This is a genomic window from Brevibacillus soli (genome assembly GCF_044759095.2).
Lineage (GTDB): Bacteria > Bacillota > Bacilli > Brevibacillales > Brevibacillaceae > JBIYSM02.
In genome coordinates, this window is sequence record NZ_JBIYSM020000029.1 from 1 (window position 1) to 16,480 (window position 16,480).

At 52.2% G+C, this 16,480-nt stretch carries 15 protein-coding genes; 13 read left to right on the forward strand and 2 right to left on the reverse strand.

The features are described 5' to 3' along the window. Positions 1-266: 266 nt before the first annotated feature. Complete coding sequence (locus ACE99V_RS12980; protein WP_400491513.1) at positions 267-1,109, reverse strand: lipoate--protein ligase family protein; 843 nt, start codon at positions 1,107-1,109, stop codon at positions 267-269. A gap of 136 nt (positions 1,110-1,245) precedes the next feature. Then, complete coding sequence (locus ACE99V_RS12985) at positions 1,246-2,478, reverse strand: S-layer homology domain-containing protein (protein ID WP_400491514.1); 1,233 nt, start codon at positions 2,476-2,478, stop codon at positions 1,246-1,248. A 215-nt stretch (positions 2,479-2,693) separates the two neighbouring features. Here ACE99V_RS12985 and ACE99V_RS12990 point away from each other — a divergent pair, with 215 nt between their 5' ends. From ACE99V_RS12990 to hflX, 13 genes are all read left to right on the forward strand, one after another. Beyond that, positions 2,694-3,008: an HAD-IA family hydrolase gene (locus ACE99V_RS12990; protein WP_400491515.1), complete on the forward strand. Its 315-nt coding sequence runs from the start codon at positions 2,694-2,696 to the stop codon at positions 3,006-3,008. Positions 3,009-3,128: 120 nt separating this feature from the next. Beyond that, positions 3,129-4,640, forward strand: coding sequence for a tRNA (N6-isopentenyl adenosine(37)-C2)-methylthiotransferase MiaB (miaB, locus tag ACE99V_RS12995; protein WP_400491516.1), 1,512 nt, complete (start codon positions 3,129-3,131; stop codon positions 4,638-4,640). Positions 4,641-4,646: 6 nt separating this feature from the next. Continuing rightward, positions 4,647-5,090, forward strand: a complete 444-nt coding sequence (locus ACE99V_RS13000) for a YlbF/YmcA family competence regulator (RefSeq protein WP_400491517.1) — start codon at positions 4,647-4,649, stop codon at positions 5,088-5,090. A gap of 129 nt (positions 5,091-5,219) precedes the next feature. After that, positions 5,220-5,777, forward strand: coding sequence for an outer spore coat protein CotE (cotE, locus tag ACE99V_RS13005; protein ID WP_400491518.1), 558 nt, complete (start codon positions 5,220-5,222; stop codon positions 5,775-5,777). A gap of 105 nt (positions 5,778-5,882) precedes the next feature. Beyond that, positions 5,883-7,145 (forward strand): putative amidoligase domain-containing protein, encoded by a 1,263-nt coding sequence (locus ACE99V_RS13010; RefSeq protein ID WP_400491519.1) that lies wholly within the window; start codon positions 5,883-5,885, stop codon positions 7,143-7,145. Between the two features lie 25 nt (positions 7,146-7,170). Further along, positions 7,171-9,741, forward strand: a complete 2,571-nt coding sequence (gene mutS / locus ACE99V_RS13015) for a DNA mismatch repair protein MutS (protein ID WP_400491520.1) — start codon at positions 7,171-7,173, stop codon at positions 9,739-9,741. Between the two features lie 26 nt (positions 9,742-9,767). Continuing rightward, positions 9,768-11,720 carry a DNA mismatch repair endonuclease MutL gene (gene mutL / locus ACE99V_RS13020; RefSeq protein WP_400491521.1) on the forward strand — a complete coding sequence of 651 codons (1,953 nt, stop codon included), beginning with the start codon at positions 9,768-9,770 and terminating at the stop codon, positions 11,718-11,720. Further along, positions 11,721-12,506: a class I SAM-dependent methyltransferase gene (locus ACE99V_RS13025; RefSeq protein WP_400491522.1), complete on the forward strand. Its 786-nt coding sequence runs from the start codon at positions 11,721-11,723 to the stop codon at positions 12,504-12,506. It abuts the gene before it with no gap. 1 nt (position 12,507) lies between these two features. Continuing rightward, positions 12,508-13,461, forward strand: a complete 954-nt coding sequence (gene miaA / locus ACE99V_RS13030) for a tRNA (adenosine(37)-N6)-dimethylallyltransferase MiaA (protein ID WP_400491523.1) — start codon at positions 12,508-12,510, stop codon at positions 13,459-13,461. Positions 13,462-13,491: 30 nt separating this feature from the next. Continuing rightward, entirely contained in the window at positions 13,492-13,734 is a 243-nt protein-coding gene (hfq, locus tag ACE99V_RS13035; protein ID WP_400491524.1) for an RNA chaperone Hfq, read from the forward strand. A 184-nt stretch (positions 13,735-13,918) separates the two neighbouring features. Continuing rightward, positions 13,919-14,476 (forward strand): DUF3231 family protein, encoded by a 558-nt coding sequence (locus tag ACE99V_RS13040; protein WP_420998572.1) that lies wholly within the window; start codon positions 13,919-13,921, stop codon positions 14,474-14,476. Between the two features lie 138 nt (positions 14,477-14,614). Then, entirely contained in the window at positions 14,615-15,592 is a 978-nt protein-coding gene (locus ACE99V_RS13045) for an AAA family ATPase (RefSeq protein ID WP_400491526.1), read from the forward strand. Positions 15,593-15,712: 120 nt separating this feature from the next. Continuing rightward, the coding region (gene hflX / locus ACE99V_RS13050; protein ID WP_400491527.1) for a GTPase HflX at positions 15,713-16,480 on the forward strand (768 nt) is incomplete at its 3' end.

Consider the following 16,480-nt stretch of genomic DNA (forward strand, 5'->3'; position numbering starts at 1 on the left):
GGATTGGTTCAGGGAGAAGGGTATCCCACAATGTGATTTGCTCGTTACGAAGTTTTAACATAATCGCTCACCTCAAATAGGATTTTCGAGGAGCACTGTTGAATTTCTTTAAGAAGAAAGGAATTCAGTCCCTCTTTTTGGATGTATTGCCTCGACAACACTACTTCCATTTAGAGAGCTGAATTCCTTTTGTTTTTGACTTACCCCAGGAATTTTTCAGGGGAAACTAGCTAATGCCGGGTGGGTTATTTTCTGGAAATGGTTTTTTATACGGGAAGTCTCCAGTCAGGAGCTTGCAGTTCCCGAGCCTGAAAAGCGAACAATCCCAGCCGTTCACTCAGATGGTGCCGGGACTCTTCCACCATTTTGAACGGAACGGCAAACGGCTCGATGAGAACCGGCCATTCTCTCTGGATGGCAGCCAGCAGCTGTTCTTTTACGTCAGGCACCGTCACCGGTTTCCCCGTTAACGCGGAAATACTTCCTATGGTAGACCCGTCCATGTGGGGAATGGGTTTGTTTTTTTCCATTTCATCCAAGCCCGCCAGCTGATAAAACGTCTCCATCATGGCACCGCGTGGCTGTTCTTCCACGTTGATGCACAACTGGAGGATGGATCCGTGACGGGTGCGGCGCTGGGCCATGCCGCCGATTTTCTTTCCGTGTATGGAAAAGTCGTAGTCACCTGCACAGTAGGAGCCGGCTATTTCACCGAACGTAATGTCTCCGTATTTTTGTAGGCCGACACGGAGCAAAGCGGTGACCAGTTGAAAGAAAGCGTCAATGGAAATGGAGGTGTCCGGCAGTAGACAGGCGAGATTCAACACGCCCGCATCCAGCGGAACACATGCCCCTCCGGAAGAGCGCAGCACGCAGCCGAAACCTTGATGCCCGAAATGGCGCAATGCCTGTTCCAACCGTGGGAGCTTCGCATCTCGCCGGCCCAGGTAGAGAGCCTTGTCGTACACCCAAAGGTGAATGACCGGCACAGCTCCCGGGAGACTCATGCTGGCAGCCAGTGCTTCATCGAGAACCAGCGGGTCCAGCGGGCTGTTTTGATGGAGACCGGAATCCATCCAGCGAAAAGGCGATTGGGCAGACAGCACCATGGCAGGCTCCTTTCATCGGGTAAGAATCGGATACCATTATACAACTGAACGTATTCTAATTCTAGTGAAAGTCCATATTCAATATTTGGCGATGAAAGAAGGGACCGTTCCAATGGAGAACGGTCCGCTTTTCCTGTCAGTTCAACACTTTAAAATTGAAGTTGTCAAAGTACGTGATCTCGCGAGGAACTTCGTCTGTCGCTTCCTCCTGCAGATAGAGCCCCAGCTTTGTGCCTTCGTGTTTGAATTGCTGCTGACCGAAGAGGAACTGGCCGTTCAGGTAGATGGAGCAGTTGTCTTCATTCACGACGACTCTCAGTTTGTTGGAACTTCTCAGTTTGTAGGAGCCGGAGGCGATGACATCCAGTTCTTTACTGTTGGCGTCGTTCACTTTGGCAAGAGTCACACGGTCTTTGCTGATGTACACCACGTTTGCCTTGCCGTCGGCACCGTTAAAGAAAACTCCGCCCAGACCATCCGATCCGTTGGCAAGAACGTCTACCGTCAGTTCGTACTTCTTGGGTTTCACTTCTTCTTTCCACTTGAGCGGCAGGAAATAGTGATCCACATCGTTGTCGGTGGAAATGGCCGTCACTTGCTTGTTCACCACGCCCCACGTTGCATTGGCTTTATCCGTCTGCCAGTATTTCAGCGTAGTGTCGGAGAAGCTGTCGGTCACACTGGTGGGCAGATCGGGCTGCGGCTCGGTATCCGGTAACGGAAATACGACTTTGTCCTCGTCTTCGTTCTTGTCGAGAAGGGCACGGTAGAGCAGGGAAGCCGCTTCGGCGCGGGTAATCTCATCCTGCGGGCGGAAGTAGCCTTCAAATCCCTTCATCAGCCCTGTTTGAATGGAGATGGCGATGTAGGGGCGGAGTGCCGGCGACATGCGTTCATCGTCTTTGAATCGGCTGATGACCGACAAGTCGGGTCTGTGGTTGCGGTCGTAACCGAGCAGACGGACGAGGGCCACGGCGATGTCTTCCCGGACAGCGTACTGATCCGGTTTGTACGTGTATCGCGAGCCGGACTTGTAGCCGGTCAGGTACGGCTTTGCATATTCCACATAGTAGAATGCCCAATGCGACTTCGGTACGTCCTGAAACGTTTGCTTGATATTCGACTTGTTCATGTCGATGCCGGAAGCGGCGATCATGATCTTGGCAAACTCTGCACGGGTGATGTGATTGTTGGGACGAAACTTTCCGTCCGCATAACCTTTAATGATCCCCTTTTCCGCCATGGCGGTAATCTCCTTGTAGGCCCAGTGGTTGCGCGGGACATCGGAGAAGGAAGGGGCAGCTTGTGCAAACGGCACTGCCGTAATCAGCAGCATGACTGCCAGGAACAAGGTGAGTACTCGTTTCATGGTTACCTCCCATAATCAGTATTTTTTGCTAGCTGACTGTTCAGACGGGGTAGACAAGGCAGAAGTTGCAAAAAAAGTGCCCTTTTTTGGAAAATGTGAAAAAAGTCATAGGTTGCTTGTTCCGCTGCGAGTGGGAAAATACAGCAATTGTATGAGGAGAGTCGTGGTAATATGACAAGGAAGGTCCATTTTCAATCGGGAGGAGGTACCTGAAGATGATCGGGGCGTGCTTGTTTGATTTGGATGGAACACTCTTGAGCTGCGAGCAAGAGGCATTCGGCTTGGTGTGGTTTCAAACGGCCGTGGCGCATTTCAAATGGCCGGCCCCCGAAATTTTTGCGCGCGCACACAAGCGGCTGGGAGTGAAAGCGGCCGAATGTATTTTCGTCGGGGATCATCCAATCAATGACATTGCGGCGGCCAAAGCAGCCGGGATGAAAGCCATTTGGAAGCGCGACCGTTACTGGCAGGCTCCTGTGGAAGCGGATGGAACCATAGAAGAGCTGAGCGAACTGCTGAAGTGGACATGACTGTAACAGAACTTCCTTTATTATGTAACAGGAACTTCTTATTTTATTTCGAGAATGACGATTCCATGTGCTATAATCATGAGTTGTATGTAGGATAATCATTACATTGAGGTGATAGAGATGACGGTTAAGAATGAGGCGACTACGGACTTAAAATCCGCCAAGTCCCAGAAGACGACTGAGGATTTCGCCAAGTACTTCCAGCCGCCTTCCTTAAAAGATGCGAAGAAGCGGGGAAAGGAAGACGTTCGCGTTCATTACGATTTCGGCATTCCGGAAGAGATGCAGGGAATCGGGAAAGGGAAACACTACCTCATCCGTACGTATGGCTGCCAAATGAACGAGCATGATTCGGAGACGATTGCCGGGATCCTGGAACAGATGGGGTATTCGTCGACAGAGGATGAGATGGAAGCGGACGTCGTCCTGTTTAACACCTGTGCCATTCGTGAAAATGCCGAGGACAAGGTGTTCGGTGAGTTGGGCCACATGAAGCGCATTAAAAAAAATAACCCGAACCTGATACTCGGGGTGTGCGGCTGTATGTCCCAAGAAGAAAGCGTCGTAAACAAAATTCTCAAAAGCTATCCACAAGTAGATTTGATTTTCGGAACGCATAATATCCACCGACTGCCTGTTCTTTTGCGTGATGCGATGTTCAGCAAGGAAATGGTGATTGAGGTTTGGTCCAAAGAAGGCGACATTATCGAAAACATGCCGAAAGTCCGCGAAGGCAACATCAAGGCATGGGTTAACATTATGTACGGATGCGACAAGTTCTGCACGTATTGCATCGTTCCGTACACGCGAGGAAAAGAGCGCAGTCGCCGTCCGGAAGACGTCATCGCCGAAGTTCGTGAGCTGGCTCGGCAAGGTTATAAAGAAATCATGCTGCTGGGACAAAACGTTAATGCTTACGGCAAGGACTTTGAAGATATCAAATACGGGTTTGGCGATCTGCTGGATGAAATTCGCAAGATCGATATTCCGCGTGTCCGTTTTACCACGAGCCATCCGCGAGACTTCGACGACCATTTGATCGAAGTGTTGGCGAAGGGCGGCAACCTGATGGAGCAGATTCATCTGCCGGTTCAATCCGGAAGCACCGAGGTCCTGAAGAAGATGGCGCGCAAATACACGCGGGAACACTATCTGGAACTCGTGCGTAAAATTAAAGCGGCGATTCCTCATGCAGCCTTGACTACCGATATTATTGTCGGTTTCCCCGGCGAAACAGAGGAGCAGTTCCAGGAAACCCTCTCGTTGGTAGAAGAGGTTGGGTACGATTTTGCTTACACCTTCATGTATTCGCCTCGTGAAGGAACTCCAGCGGCTGAAATGGCTGATTCCGTTCCGGAAGAAGTGAAGAAAGACCGCCTCCATCGGTTGATGGAAGTACAAAATCGCATCAGCAAGGAAAAGAATCTGGCTTTGCAGAACCAAATCGTCGAAGTGCTGATTGAAGGGGAGAGCAAGACAAACCCTGATGTATTGGCAGGACGCACTCGCACCGGCAAACTGGTTCACTTGAGCGGTGATAAATCATTGATTGGAACCCTTGTAAACGTAAGGATTACCGAAGCAAAAACGTGGACCCTCTGGGGTGAAATCGTAGCAAAGGTCGAGGTGTAAAAGACAATGGAACAAACAAACCTGTATACGCAAAAAGAGATCCTGGACAAAGCCCGCGAGCTGGCTGCCATGATCGCCAAAACAAAAGAAGTGGATTTTTTTAAACGGGCCGAGCAGCAAATCAAGCACAATGAGCGCGTTCAGACTCTGATTGACCAAATCAAGAAAAAGCAAAAGCAAATCGTTATGTTTGAATCCATCAACAAGCCGGAACTGGCAAAAAAGGTGGAGGAAGAATACAACCAGCTTCAGGACGAACTGGACACCATCCCGCTCGTCGTTGAGTTCAAACAGTCTCAGGTAGATGTAAACGATTTGCTGCAGATGGTCACCAGCGTCATTACCAACACCGTTTCCGAGCGAATCATACTCGATACGGGAGGCAATCCGCTGACGGGTGAAACCGGCGGCGGCCCGGAGAAAAAGCGCGACGGAGGCTGCTGCTCGTAGCCCCAGGCTGATTCCTGAAGACAGCGATGCGCGGATAAGAAGTTTCCCAAAAGTATTCTAGGTGTTTGCACCCTAGTCGAATGCCCTGCATACAAATGTACAGAAACGTTGTATGGAGGAGGTAACGAAATGTCGGGTACAGACAAAGACCTACAGTGCCGGGAACTTTACGCGAAAGCTGTTTGTGGTAAAGGTCATAAATACGCCCAAACGACCCACACGATCATACCATCGCACACTCCTTCGACGATCCTCGGATGCTGGGTTATCAACACGAACTTCCAGGCAGAGAAAGTCGGAGACGCGGTTGAAGTATCTGGTACGTATGATGTCAACCTGTGGTTCTCGTTTGCAAATAACACGCAGACTGAAGTGAAACGCGAAACCGTCAAGTTTTCCGTACTCGTTCCGCTTTCGTTCTACGACAAAAACGCCCGCGGCGATCTTGAAATCGTCGCCCGCGCTGTAGAACAGCCGAAATGCGTGAAAGCCGAACTGAATGGCGGCACTGTCACAGTCAAGTGCGACAGCGAGTACGCAGTAGAGATCATCGGCGAGACCAAGATTTGCGTGGTTGTCTGCAATAGCTGCGATGACAAGGATTTCCATCTCCTCGGCGACTATGAGGAGAACAGTGACGAATTCGACGACTACGATTCTGCCAGCATGTTCGATGAGTTAGATTAAGAGGAGAGAGCATCTCCTCTTTTTCTTTTTCCCGTATTCCTCTTCACGCTCTCCTGGGCGGTCACATAGGCTATAGCAAAAGGGAGAGCGGGGAGGAACAGGGGAATGTCGCGGACCATTGTGATACGCAATGCCGAGCAAGCTGTATCATCTTGCCAAGACAAAAGGAAAATGAGGTACCTGCTGCGGCTAAGCGGCATTCCGGTCGTGTCGCAAGCGGAAAAGGCGAGCGGTCAGCGGATCTACCGCGTGCAAATGTTTCACCAACACCCTCTTTCCATTGTAAAGGAACCGCTGCAAAGCCCGTGGCTGCTTCACCCCTTGCCAATGGAACAGACTGCCGATCCGGTGGCGCCGGAATCGGACGATCCCGAAGTGAGGCTGATTACCTATCTGGCCATGAGAAGCCTGTACGCCGTGGGATTGGAAATCGGCCAGGTTACGGTGGTTGCCTACTCGCCCAATCGAGCCAAGGTCGCAGACATCCATCCCGAGTGGAACGAGCAGGACATTGACTCATCCCGATTGAGCGATCTATTTCAAATGATGGAACAGGACCAATCTTCCGAGGTGATGCTGGGAGCCGATCCGGAGTTCGCCCTGCGAGGTTCAGACGGCAGCATGGTGCTTGCTTCCGACTTCCTGGGCAAACACGGAACGGTTGGCTGTGACTCTACCCGGTATCGCGAAGAGTTGGCTCTGAATCAGTGGCCGTTGGTCGAATTGCGGCCAAATCCGACCCAGGATCCGGAAGAGCTGTTTTATTTCCTCTATCAGGCACTGCAGCTGGCTCGCCGAAAAATCGGGGACGAAACGGTTGAATGGTTGGCCGGCGGCATGCCGTTTGACGGCTATCCGATCGGAGGGCATATCCACTTTAGCAAAATCGCTCCCAGCTTTTCGCTGCTCCGCAAGCTGGATGCCTATCTTTCCCTGCCGCTGGTGCTTTTGGAAGACGAAGGATGTCGGAAGCGACGTCCCCGTTACGGATTTTTGGGAGACTTCCGCGAAAAGTCATACGGCGGATTTGAATACCGAACGCTTCCCAGTTGGCTGGTAACCCCGACTATTGCAAGAGGGGTGCTGCACCTGGCGAAGCTGGTGGCCTCCCATCATCGGCAACTGTCTGCACGCCCCTTTTTGCAGGTACCCATGCTTCGAGCCTATTACTTCGGGGACAAAGAGCGGGTGACACAGATGGTGCGGGCAATGTGGGAGGAGCTGTGCGCTCTGCCGGCATACCAGACTGCCGGGCCACAACTGGATGCCTTTTTCACCTGTGTTTTTTCGGGGGAGATCTGGCCGGCTGATCAGGACATCCGCAGGGCGTGGAAGCTGATGGAGAACCGTGCTATAATGGAGCAATGAGATTGTCAAGCTAGGAGATCAAACGATGGCACAATATACCCCGATGATTCAACAGTATCTGGCGATCAAGCGTGACTACCCGGATACTTTCTTATTTTTTCGCCTGGGCGATTTTTATGAACTGTTCTTCGAAGATGCCGTTGTGGCGTCACGGGAACTGGAAATAACCCTGACCGGGCGGGATGGAGGCGCCGAGGAGCGCATCCCGATGTGCGGCGTGCCCCATCACTCCGCCGACGCATACATTGCTGAACTGCTGAAAAAAGGGTACAAGGTGGCGGTCTGTGAACAGGTGGAAGACCCGAAGGAAGCAAAGGGAGTCGTTCGCAGGGAAGTCACACGAGTGATTACACCGGGCACCATGATGGAAGGAAAGTGGCTTTCCGACAAGGAAAACAACTACATGGTTGCGCTGGCCCAATCCGAGGGCAAGGTCGGCATCGCCGCCTGCGACATGAGTACAGGCGAGATGTACACCACCTCCGTCTGGGCAAAAGGGGAAGCTGCTTTGGACGAAGCCATGCAGTACCGGCCCAAGGAGATGGTGTTCTGCGGTCTTTCCACCTCCCTGAAAAACGACCTGCCGAATACGTACATAGAGAAGGATCAGCTTGACCCGTTTGCCGTGGATCGGCAATACGGCGAACAGGCGAAGCAGCTCGATCAGGCGATGCGAACAGCGGTAAACGCCCTCCTGCATTACATCGGCACCACCCAGAAGCGAAGCCTCTCCCACATGCGGTTGCTGAAGCGCTACGATACCAGGCAGTTCCTGCAAATGGACGGCTTTTCGCGCCGCAATCTGGAGTTGACGGAAACCATACGCGACAAGACGAAAAAAGGCTCTCTGCTCTGGCTTCTGGATCGTACGGAAACGGCAATGGGCGGACGGATGCTGCGCCGCTGGATTGAGCGGCCGCTGCTCAACCAAACCGAATTGGAAGAGCGATTGAATGCCGTGGAACACATCAAGAGCGACATGATTTTGCGAGCGGACCTGCGAGCGGCGCTTGATCGCGTATATGATCTGGAGCGCCTGGCCGGACGTATCGCCTACGGCAACGCCAACGCCCGGGATTTGGTACAGCTGCGTCTCTCTCTGGAAGCTGTGCCAAAGTTGCGCCGTCTCCTCATCGACACGGAAGCTCCGGTACTGGTGCAAATCGCCGAGGAAATGGATGAGTGCACAGACATCGTCAGCTTCCTTTCGAGCGCTCTGGTGGACGATCCCCCGATTTCCGTACGCGAGGGAGGCATCATTCGCCCCGGTTACGACGAGTATCTGGACAAGCTGCATACAGCCAGTCGGGAAGGAAAAAACTGGATTGCCCAACTGGAGCAAGCCGAGCGGGAAGCAACCGGGATCCGCTCGTTAAAAGTGGGCTTCAACAAAGTCTTCGGCTATTATATCGAAGTATCCCGCGCCAACCAGGCAAACGTGCCGGCAGGACGGTACGAGAGAAAACAGACCCTGGCCAACGCCGAACGTTTCATTACCCCGGAGCTCAAAGAGAAGGAAGCGCTGATCCTTGAAGCGGAAGAGAAAATGATTGAGCTTGAATATCAGCTCTTCGTCGCCGTACGAAGCGAAGTGGCCCAACACATCCCGCGTTTGCAGGGATTGGCGGAACGAATTGCTGCGATTGACGTTCTGCAGTCGTTTGCAACGGTCAGCGACGAGCGGGGCTTTGTGCGTCCGCAAATTGTGAACTCCGGAGAATGCGTCATCCGCGAAGGACGTCATCCGGTCGTGGAAGCCGTGCTGGAGCGGGAAAAATACGTGGCGAACGACGTGGAGATGAACCAGTCCGACCGTCAGATTCTGCTCATTACCGGTCCGAACATGGCGGGGAAAAGCACTTACATGCGCCAGATCGCGCTGATTACCGTGATGGCGCAAATCGGTTGCTTTGTTCCGGCGAAGGAAGCGCGGCTGTCGCTCGTTGATCAGATCTTTACACGCATCGGTGCCGCTGACGATCTGGCAGGCGGTCACAGTACGTTCATGGTGGAAATGCTGGAGACGAAGCACGCCCTGCAAAAGGCGACGGCACAAAGCCTGATTCTTCTGGACGAGATCGGCCGGGGTACGTCTACCTATGACGGAATGGCATTGGCGCAGGCGGTGATCGAGTACATCCGGGAACAAATCGGGGCAAAAACGCTCTTCTCCACCCATTACCACGAACTGACCAGCCTGGAGGAGACGCTGCCTGGAGTGGTCAATGTACACGCCCGCTGTGAAGAACGGGACGGCAAGCTGTTGTTTTTGCACAAGATTGAACCGGGGCGTGCGGACAAGAGCTACGGCATACACGTCGCCGAACTGGCCGAGATGCCCCGAAAGGTAATTGAGCGAGCCAGACAAATCCTCGCTGGACTGGAGGCGGGTGCGGCTCCTTCACAGGATGTGCAGATGACGCTGGAGGCCTTGTGGAGTGCTCCGGTGGCTGCTGGCAGGGAAGAGACACATCAGTCGATGCAGCCTGAGGAGATCGCCCTGATTACGGAGCTGCGGGAACTGGACCTTAACCAAACGACGCCGATGGAAGCGATGTTGAAAATCTTCGAATGGAAACAGCGCTTGAAGCGATAAGGAAGCCTGGAGAAAGGAGGGGAAGCATGGGAAAAATACAGGTGTTGGACGAGCAACTGACCAACATGATCGCGGCAGGCGAAGTGGTGGAGCGTCCCGCTTCCGTGGTCAAGGAATTGATCGAAAACGCCGTAGACGCCGACGCCACAAAAATTGAGATTCACGTGGAGGAGGGCGGCCTGCAGCTGATCCGCATCGCCGATGACGGCCACGGCATGGACCGGGAAGACTGCCAGAAGGCGTTTGAGCGGCATGCGACCAGCAAAATCCGCACCACCCGCGACCTGTTCAGAATCAGCACACTCGGGTTTCGCGGCGAGGCACTGCCCAGTATTGCTTCCGTCTCCCGAATGGAACTGGTTAGCAGTCAGTCGAGCGGAGAAGTGGGGACACGTCTTGTCATCGAAGGCGGTCAGATCAAAAGCGTCTCCGACACGGCAGCGGTCAAGGGAACGGAGATATGTGTGCGCGACCTGTTCTATAATACGCCGGCGCGGCTCAAATACATGAAATCCATCGCAACGGAAATCGGCCACATCTCGGATTACGTGAATCGCCTTGCGTTAACCTATCCGGGCATCGCTTTTACGTTGACCCACAACGGCAAGGTGCTCCTGCAAACTTCCGGTGACGGCAAGCTGCTTCACGTGATGGCGGCCATTTACGGCGTCCAGGTGGCGAAGCTGCTGCTGCCCATTTCGGGGGAAACTCTCGATTTCCGTTGGAGCGGCTTCCTCTCAAAAACAGAGGTGACCCGTGCCAACCGTTCATACCTGTCCACGCTGGTCAACGGCAGGTACGTCCGCAGCTTTGCCCTGAACAACGCGATTCTGCGCGGATACCATACGCTGCTGCCTGTCGGACGCTATCCTATCGTTGCGCTCCAGATTGAGATGGAACCGACGCTGGTCGACGTGAATGTCCATCCTGCCAAACTGGAGGTTCGCTTCAGCAAGGAGGAGGAGCTCTGTACGGCGATCGAAACATCGGTACGATCCACGCTGCGGCAGGGCTTGAAAATCATCCAGCCGCTGCACGCGGAACGGAAGGCAAAAATCACAACCCAGGTCATGCAGCCGCAGTTTGACCTGCAGATGGCAAAGCCTGCCCACTCATTTTCACCGACCCTGGAAGCAAGCCCGCGCTTGCGGGAATGGCTAGAAAAGCCGCAGATGAAGCCGGAAGCCGATCTGAAGCCTGTACGGTCTTTTCCTGCGCCGGTAGCAGAAATAGCGCCGCCCCGGTCGGTGATAAAAGAAGAAACCACTTCCTACAGGGAAGAAGTCTCGCAGGATCTCATCGACGAAACTGCCGCGGCAACAGAACAGGTTGAATCGGTAGAACAGGCGGAGCAGCAAAGCGGCGTAGCCGATCCGGTCGCAGCACCCGCAGTCCCGGCCTTTTACCCCGTTGGGCAGGTGCACGGCACGTACATTGTGGCGCAGAACGATGAGGGGATGTACTTGATTGACCAGCATGCCGCCCAGGAACGAATCTTTTACGAGTACTTTTTGGCCAAGCTGGCTGAGGAGAGCGTCGCGAGCCAGATCCTGCTGTTTCCCCACACGGTGGAGTGCACGGCGGCGGAAGCGGCACGACTGGAGAAAAAGCTGCCGCTTTTGAACTCGCTGGGACTGGAGGTGGAATCGTTTGGAGGGCGGACGTTTATCGTTCGTGCTCATCCCCACTGGTTCCCGGAAGGAAGCGAACTGGAGGTCATCGAAGAACTGATCCAATTTGTTCTGGAAACGGGGGAGAGTGAACAGGCCGACGTGGTAAAAATGCGTGAAAAAGCGGCAATTATGATGTCGTGCAAAGCGGCGATCAAGGCAAACCGTTTTCTGACCCACGCCGAGATGGAAAGCCTGTTGAATCGACTGCGGGAAACGACAAGTCCGTTCACCTGTCCGCACGGGCGGCCGATTGTGATTCACTTCTCCATCTATGATTTGGAAAAAATGTTTAAGCGAGTGATGTAGGTGATTGTGACCACCGGGATCCATCCCAGTGAAGAAACGAGGCGGCATGCACAGGAGCTGGCCGCACAGTTTTCCCTTTCTGTCGTGGAACGGCGTGAGGATTCGCTGAACGATTTAAGGAAGCGTTACGGCACTGACGCCGTCCTCGTGGTGACCGCCAAGGGAGCAAGACTGGAGATGCCGGACAGACCGCCGTTCTTTTTTCACCCCAATACGGCCGCTTTTCGTATAAAGCGTTTGGAGCGCGGCGATACTGATATTATACTTGAAGTCTGCCAAATTCAACCAGGAGATCACGTGCTTGACGCAACGCTTGGGTTGGGAGCAGATGCCATCATTTTCGCCCACGCCGTCGGTCCCGAGGGTCGGGTCGTCGGCGTCGAGTCAGAAAAACTGATCGCTTTATTGGTAGCGGACGGCCTGCGTCATTGGCACACGGAATCGAAGGTGCTGCGAGAAGCCATGCAGCGCGTCGAGGTGTGCCCCGGCAACCATCTTGAGGTATTGAGGGCGCTGCCGGACGATTCCTTCGACGTGGTCTACTTTGATCCCATGTTCGAAGTGACGGTGGAGGCTTCCCGCGGCATTGCCGGTATCAGGGAGTACGCCAACGAAGCGTCTCTTAGCGACGAGGCCGTACGTGAAGCCCTTCGCGTCGCCAAGCGTCGCGTCGTACTCAAGGAAAGAAAGGCAGGCCGTCTGTACGAGCGGTTTGGCTTCACGCCGTTCCGCAAACGTGGACAACACGTGGTGTACAGCTATAAAGAGACACATGGAGGGGAGTGACATGCATCACAGAGAGAAGTTGGTCGTCATTGTCGGCCCTACCGCTGTCGGAAAGACCGAGCTGAGCCTTCAGCTCGCCGGCCATTTCGACGGCGAGATCATCTCCGGCGATTCGATGCAGGTGTATCGAGGGATGGACATCGGGACGGCGAAAGCATCGCCTGAGGAACTGGCACGTGTGCCGCATCATCTGATCGACATCATCGAACCGGATGAAGAGTACTCCGTTGCCCTGTTCCAATCGGCAGCTACCCGATTGATCACCGAGATCAACCAGCGCGGTCACCTCCCGTTTATCGTGGGGGGAACGGGCCTCTACATAGAATCAGTTACCCATCGCTTTGAGTTTGCGCAGGCGGAGCAGGATCCCGAGCTGCGTGAACAGCTTCAGCGCCTGGCCGCTGCAGAGGGCGTCGAAGCACTGCACAGGCGGTTGGCGGAGATCGACCCGATCACCGCGGAACGATTGCATCCCAATGACGTGAAGCGGGTCATCCGGGCCATCGAGATTTACCAGCTGACCGGTCGCAAAATGTCCGACTATCAGCATCGCGCCAAGCATTCGCCGTACGATCTGGTGATGATCGGGCTGACTATGGAGCGGGAAAAGCTGTACGAGCGGATCAATCAACGCGTGGACAAAATGATCGAGGAAGGTTTGGTGGAAGAGGTTCGCCGCCTGCTCGATCGCGGCTACCATCCGGCGTTGACGTCGATGCAGGGATTGGGCTACAAGGAGTTGATCCCCTATCTCTACGGTGAAATCACACTGGAAAAGGCGGTCAACGATATCAAGCAGCGAACCCGTCACTTCGCCAAACGACAGCTCTCCTGGTTCCGCCGGATGGCGGAGATTCAGTGGTTCGATGTAACCCATCGGGAAGACCGCGTGAAGGCAGGAGAAACAATCAAGAAGATATTGGCAGGAAAGTTTCATCAGTTGCCGAATATATAAACTTACAAGTTCTTTTAGGGGGTATTGTTCATGAAACAGACGATCAATATTCAAGATACGTTCTTGAACCATTTGCGAAAGGAAAACATCGCAGTCACCATTTACCTGGTGAACGGCTTTCAATTGCGCGGGTACATAAAGGCGTTTGACAACTTTACCATCGTAATTGACAGCGAAGGGAAACAACAGCTTGTTTACAAGCACGCCATCTCCACATTTACACCGCAACGCCCTGTGTCGCTCATGTCCGCCGACAACAATCAACAAGCATAACGAAAGAACGAAGCCGGGATCTCAGTCATCCGGGCTTTTTACTTTTACAGGGGCTAGCGCTGCGCCGATCAAAGTGTTGTTACCCCACCAAACAAATGATAATTGTATACAATTCCCATTATAATCCTCGAACTCCCGGTTAAAGATAAATTCGGGTCAATTCTTCAATGTTAGGAGAACCCGTATGGATCTTACAACTCTAATCAGTGCTGGGAGGACGGTTATGGGAATTCTAAGTGGAAATCCGCAAAACGAACCGATGCATTACGGTGAAGTCTTTGGACTATGGACTTACCTTACAACAACCAAAGGATTGTTGGCAGGTTATCAAACATTCATGAACCACACTGGCGACAAGGATTTGAAAAAGTTTCTTGAAGACTTAACACAAAATATGAAGCAGGAAATTGATCAGGTTGAACATTTGTTAAAAGTCAACGGAGTGGGTTTACCTCCTTCGCCACCCGAAAGGCCAAACGCTACACTTGAAAACATCCCTGTTGGTGCAAGGTTCAACGATCCGGAAATTGCAGCTCGCGTATCTTTAGATATTGCTGCTGGATTAGTATCATGCAGTCAAATTATGGGACAGTCAATTCGTGAAGATATTGCAACCATGTTTGGTCAATTCCATATGTCGAAAGCGACATACGGAGCGAGACTGTTACGTATGAACAAAGATAAGGGATGGTTAATTCCTCCACCACTTCATTTACAAACACCCGAACCTGCTCTTGTATAAGGATTTTCAACACGGCTGCCCTAACCTTTGGGCGGCCATTTTGCTTACGCATGTCAGGGTATTCCCATTTAAAAATTTGAGCAGGTTTTCCCAATAACTGAGTATACTTTTGTATGATGTTGAAGGTGGGTGACGAGAATGAAGCAAGCTGGAAACCATAAAGCTCAAGAATTAGGCGATACAACAAATGCTTCAAATCGAATTCAGGTTATCTTCAACCGTCCGATTCATGTGAAACGACCTCATACATTGGCTGAAATGGTCAGAGCTACAGCAAGTGCAAATTTGGCAGGTTTGTTTGAAGAGCTTGAAAACCTAACTGGTTTACAGGAAGCCAAAAAAAATATATATGAAATATTCGCATTACTAAGGATAAATAAAGAACGTGAAAAACATCATTTAAAAACTGAAAAACAAGTGCTGCATATGGTGTTCAAAGGAAATCCCGGGACAGGAAAGACTACGGTCGCAAGGATTGTTGGTAGAATATTCAAAGAGATGGGCATCTTGCAAAAAGGTCACCTAATTGAAGTGGAACGTGCTGATCTAGTCGGGGAATTTATCGGTCATACCGCGCAAAAAACACGCGAGCTCATCAAAAAAGCCATGGGAGGGGTCTTGTTCATTGATGAAGCTTACTCACTGGCTCGCGGGGGTGAAAAAGATTTTGGCAAGGAAGCCATAGACTGTTTAACAAAAGCTCTTGAAGATTCGGGTAACGATTTTATTTGTATTATTGCAGGATATAATGATGAAATGGATACTTTTCTTGAACTTAACCCCGGTCTTCCTTCTCGATTTCCGATACAAATAAAGTTTCAAGATTATGATGTGGAGCAGCTATTAGAGATTGCCAAGATGATGACAAAAAATAAGGAATATGAGTTAACACAAGAGGCGTTAGAGAAAATTCGGAGAAAATTATTGACCATTTTAAATGATCCATTTCATTATCACTTTAGTAATGCAAGATATATACGAAATATCATTGAAAAGGCCATTCGGATGCAGGGGATCCGATTACTAAAAATTGAAACTCCTAAAGTTGGAGACCTGATTACATTGAAAGATGAGGATTTCTCTTTTTTATTTGAAAGCAAAAACGTGAATGAATAAATGGATGAGATAGCACTGCCCGTTACGTGCGCAACGCGATTGAAAAGGCAATTTGTCTGGCCGCATTCGTAGCGTCCCGTTCAAATTGTGGTAAGATATATATCGAAAGGACGTGAATGGATGAGCGGGGAAATGATCAAAACGCAGGAGACAGCCATATTGGTCGGCTGTTTTTTAGATAATCGGGACCCGGAGCGCATGCGTCTCTCCATGGAAGAGCTGCATGAACTGGCCCGAACTGCCGGTGTGGAAGTGGTTGACGTGATCACGCAAAATCGTGACCGCGTCGACTCCGCCTGGTATCTTGGAAGCGGCAAAATACAAGAGATCGCTCACCGCGCCCACGAACTGGACGTAGACGTGATCATTTTTAACGACGAGCTGTCTCCCAGCCAGACGCGCAACCTGGACACCGTGTTCGATTGCAAGGTAATCGACCGCACCCAGTTGATTCTCGACATTTTTGCAGGTCGTGCGCAGTCACGGGAAGGCAAGATTCAGGTGGAACTGGCCCAGTACAACTACCTTCTCCCGCGACTTGCCGGTCAAGGGAAACAGCTCTCTCGTCTGGGAGGCGGCATTGGTACCCGCGGTCCGGGTGAAACCAAGCTGGAGAGCGACCGTCGTCACATCAGACGGCGTATCAGCGAACTGAAAGAGCAGCTGCAGGAAACCGTCCGTACCCGGCAGCTGCACCGGGAGCGCAGAAAGAAAAACAGTGTCTATCAGATCGCGTTGGTCGGTTACACCAACGCCGGCAAATCGACGCTGCTGAATCGCCTGACGGCTGCTGACACCCAGCAGGAGGATAAGCTGTTCGCCACTCTGGATCCAACCACCCGACAGCTTTCATTGCCGAGCGGGATGGATGTGCTTTTAACCGACACT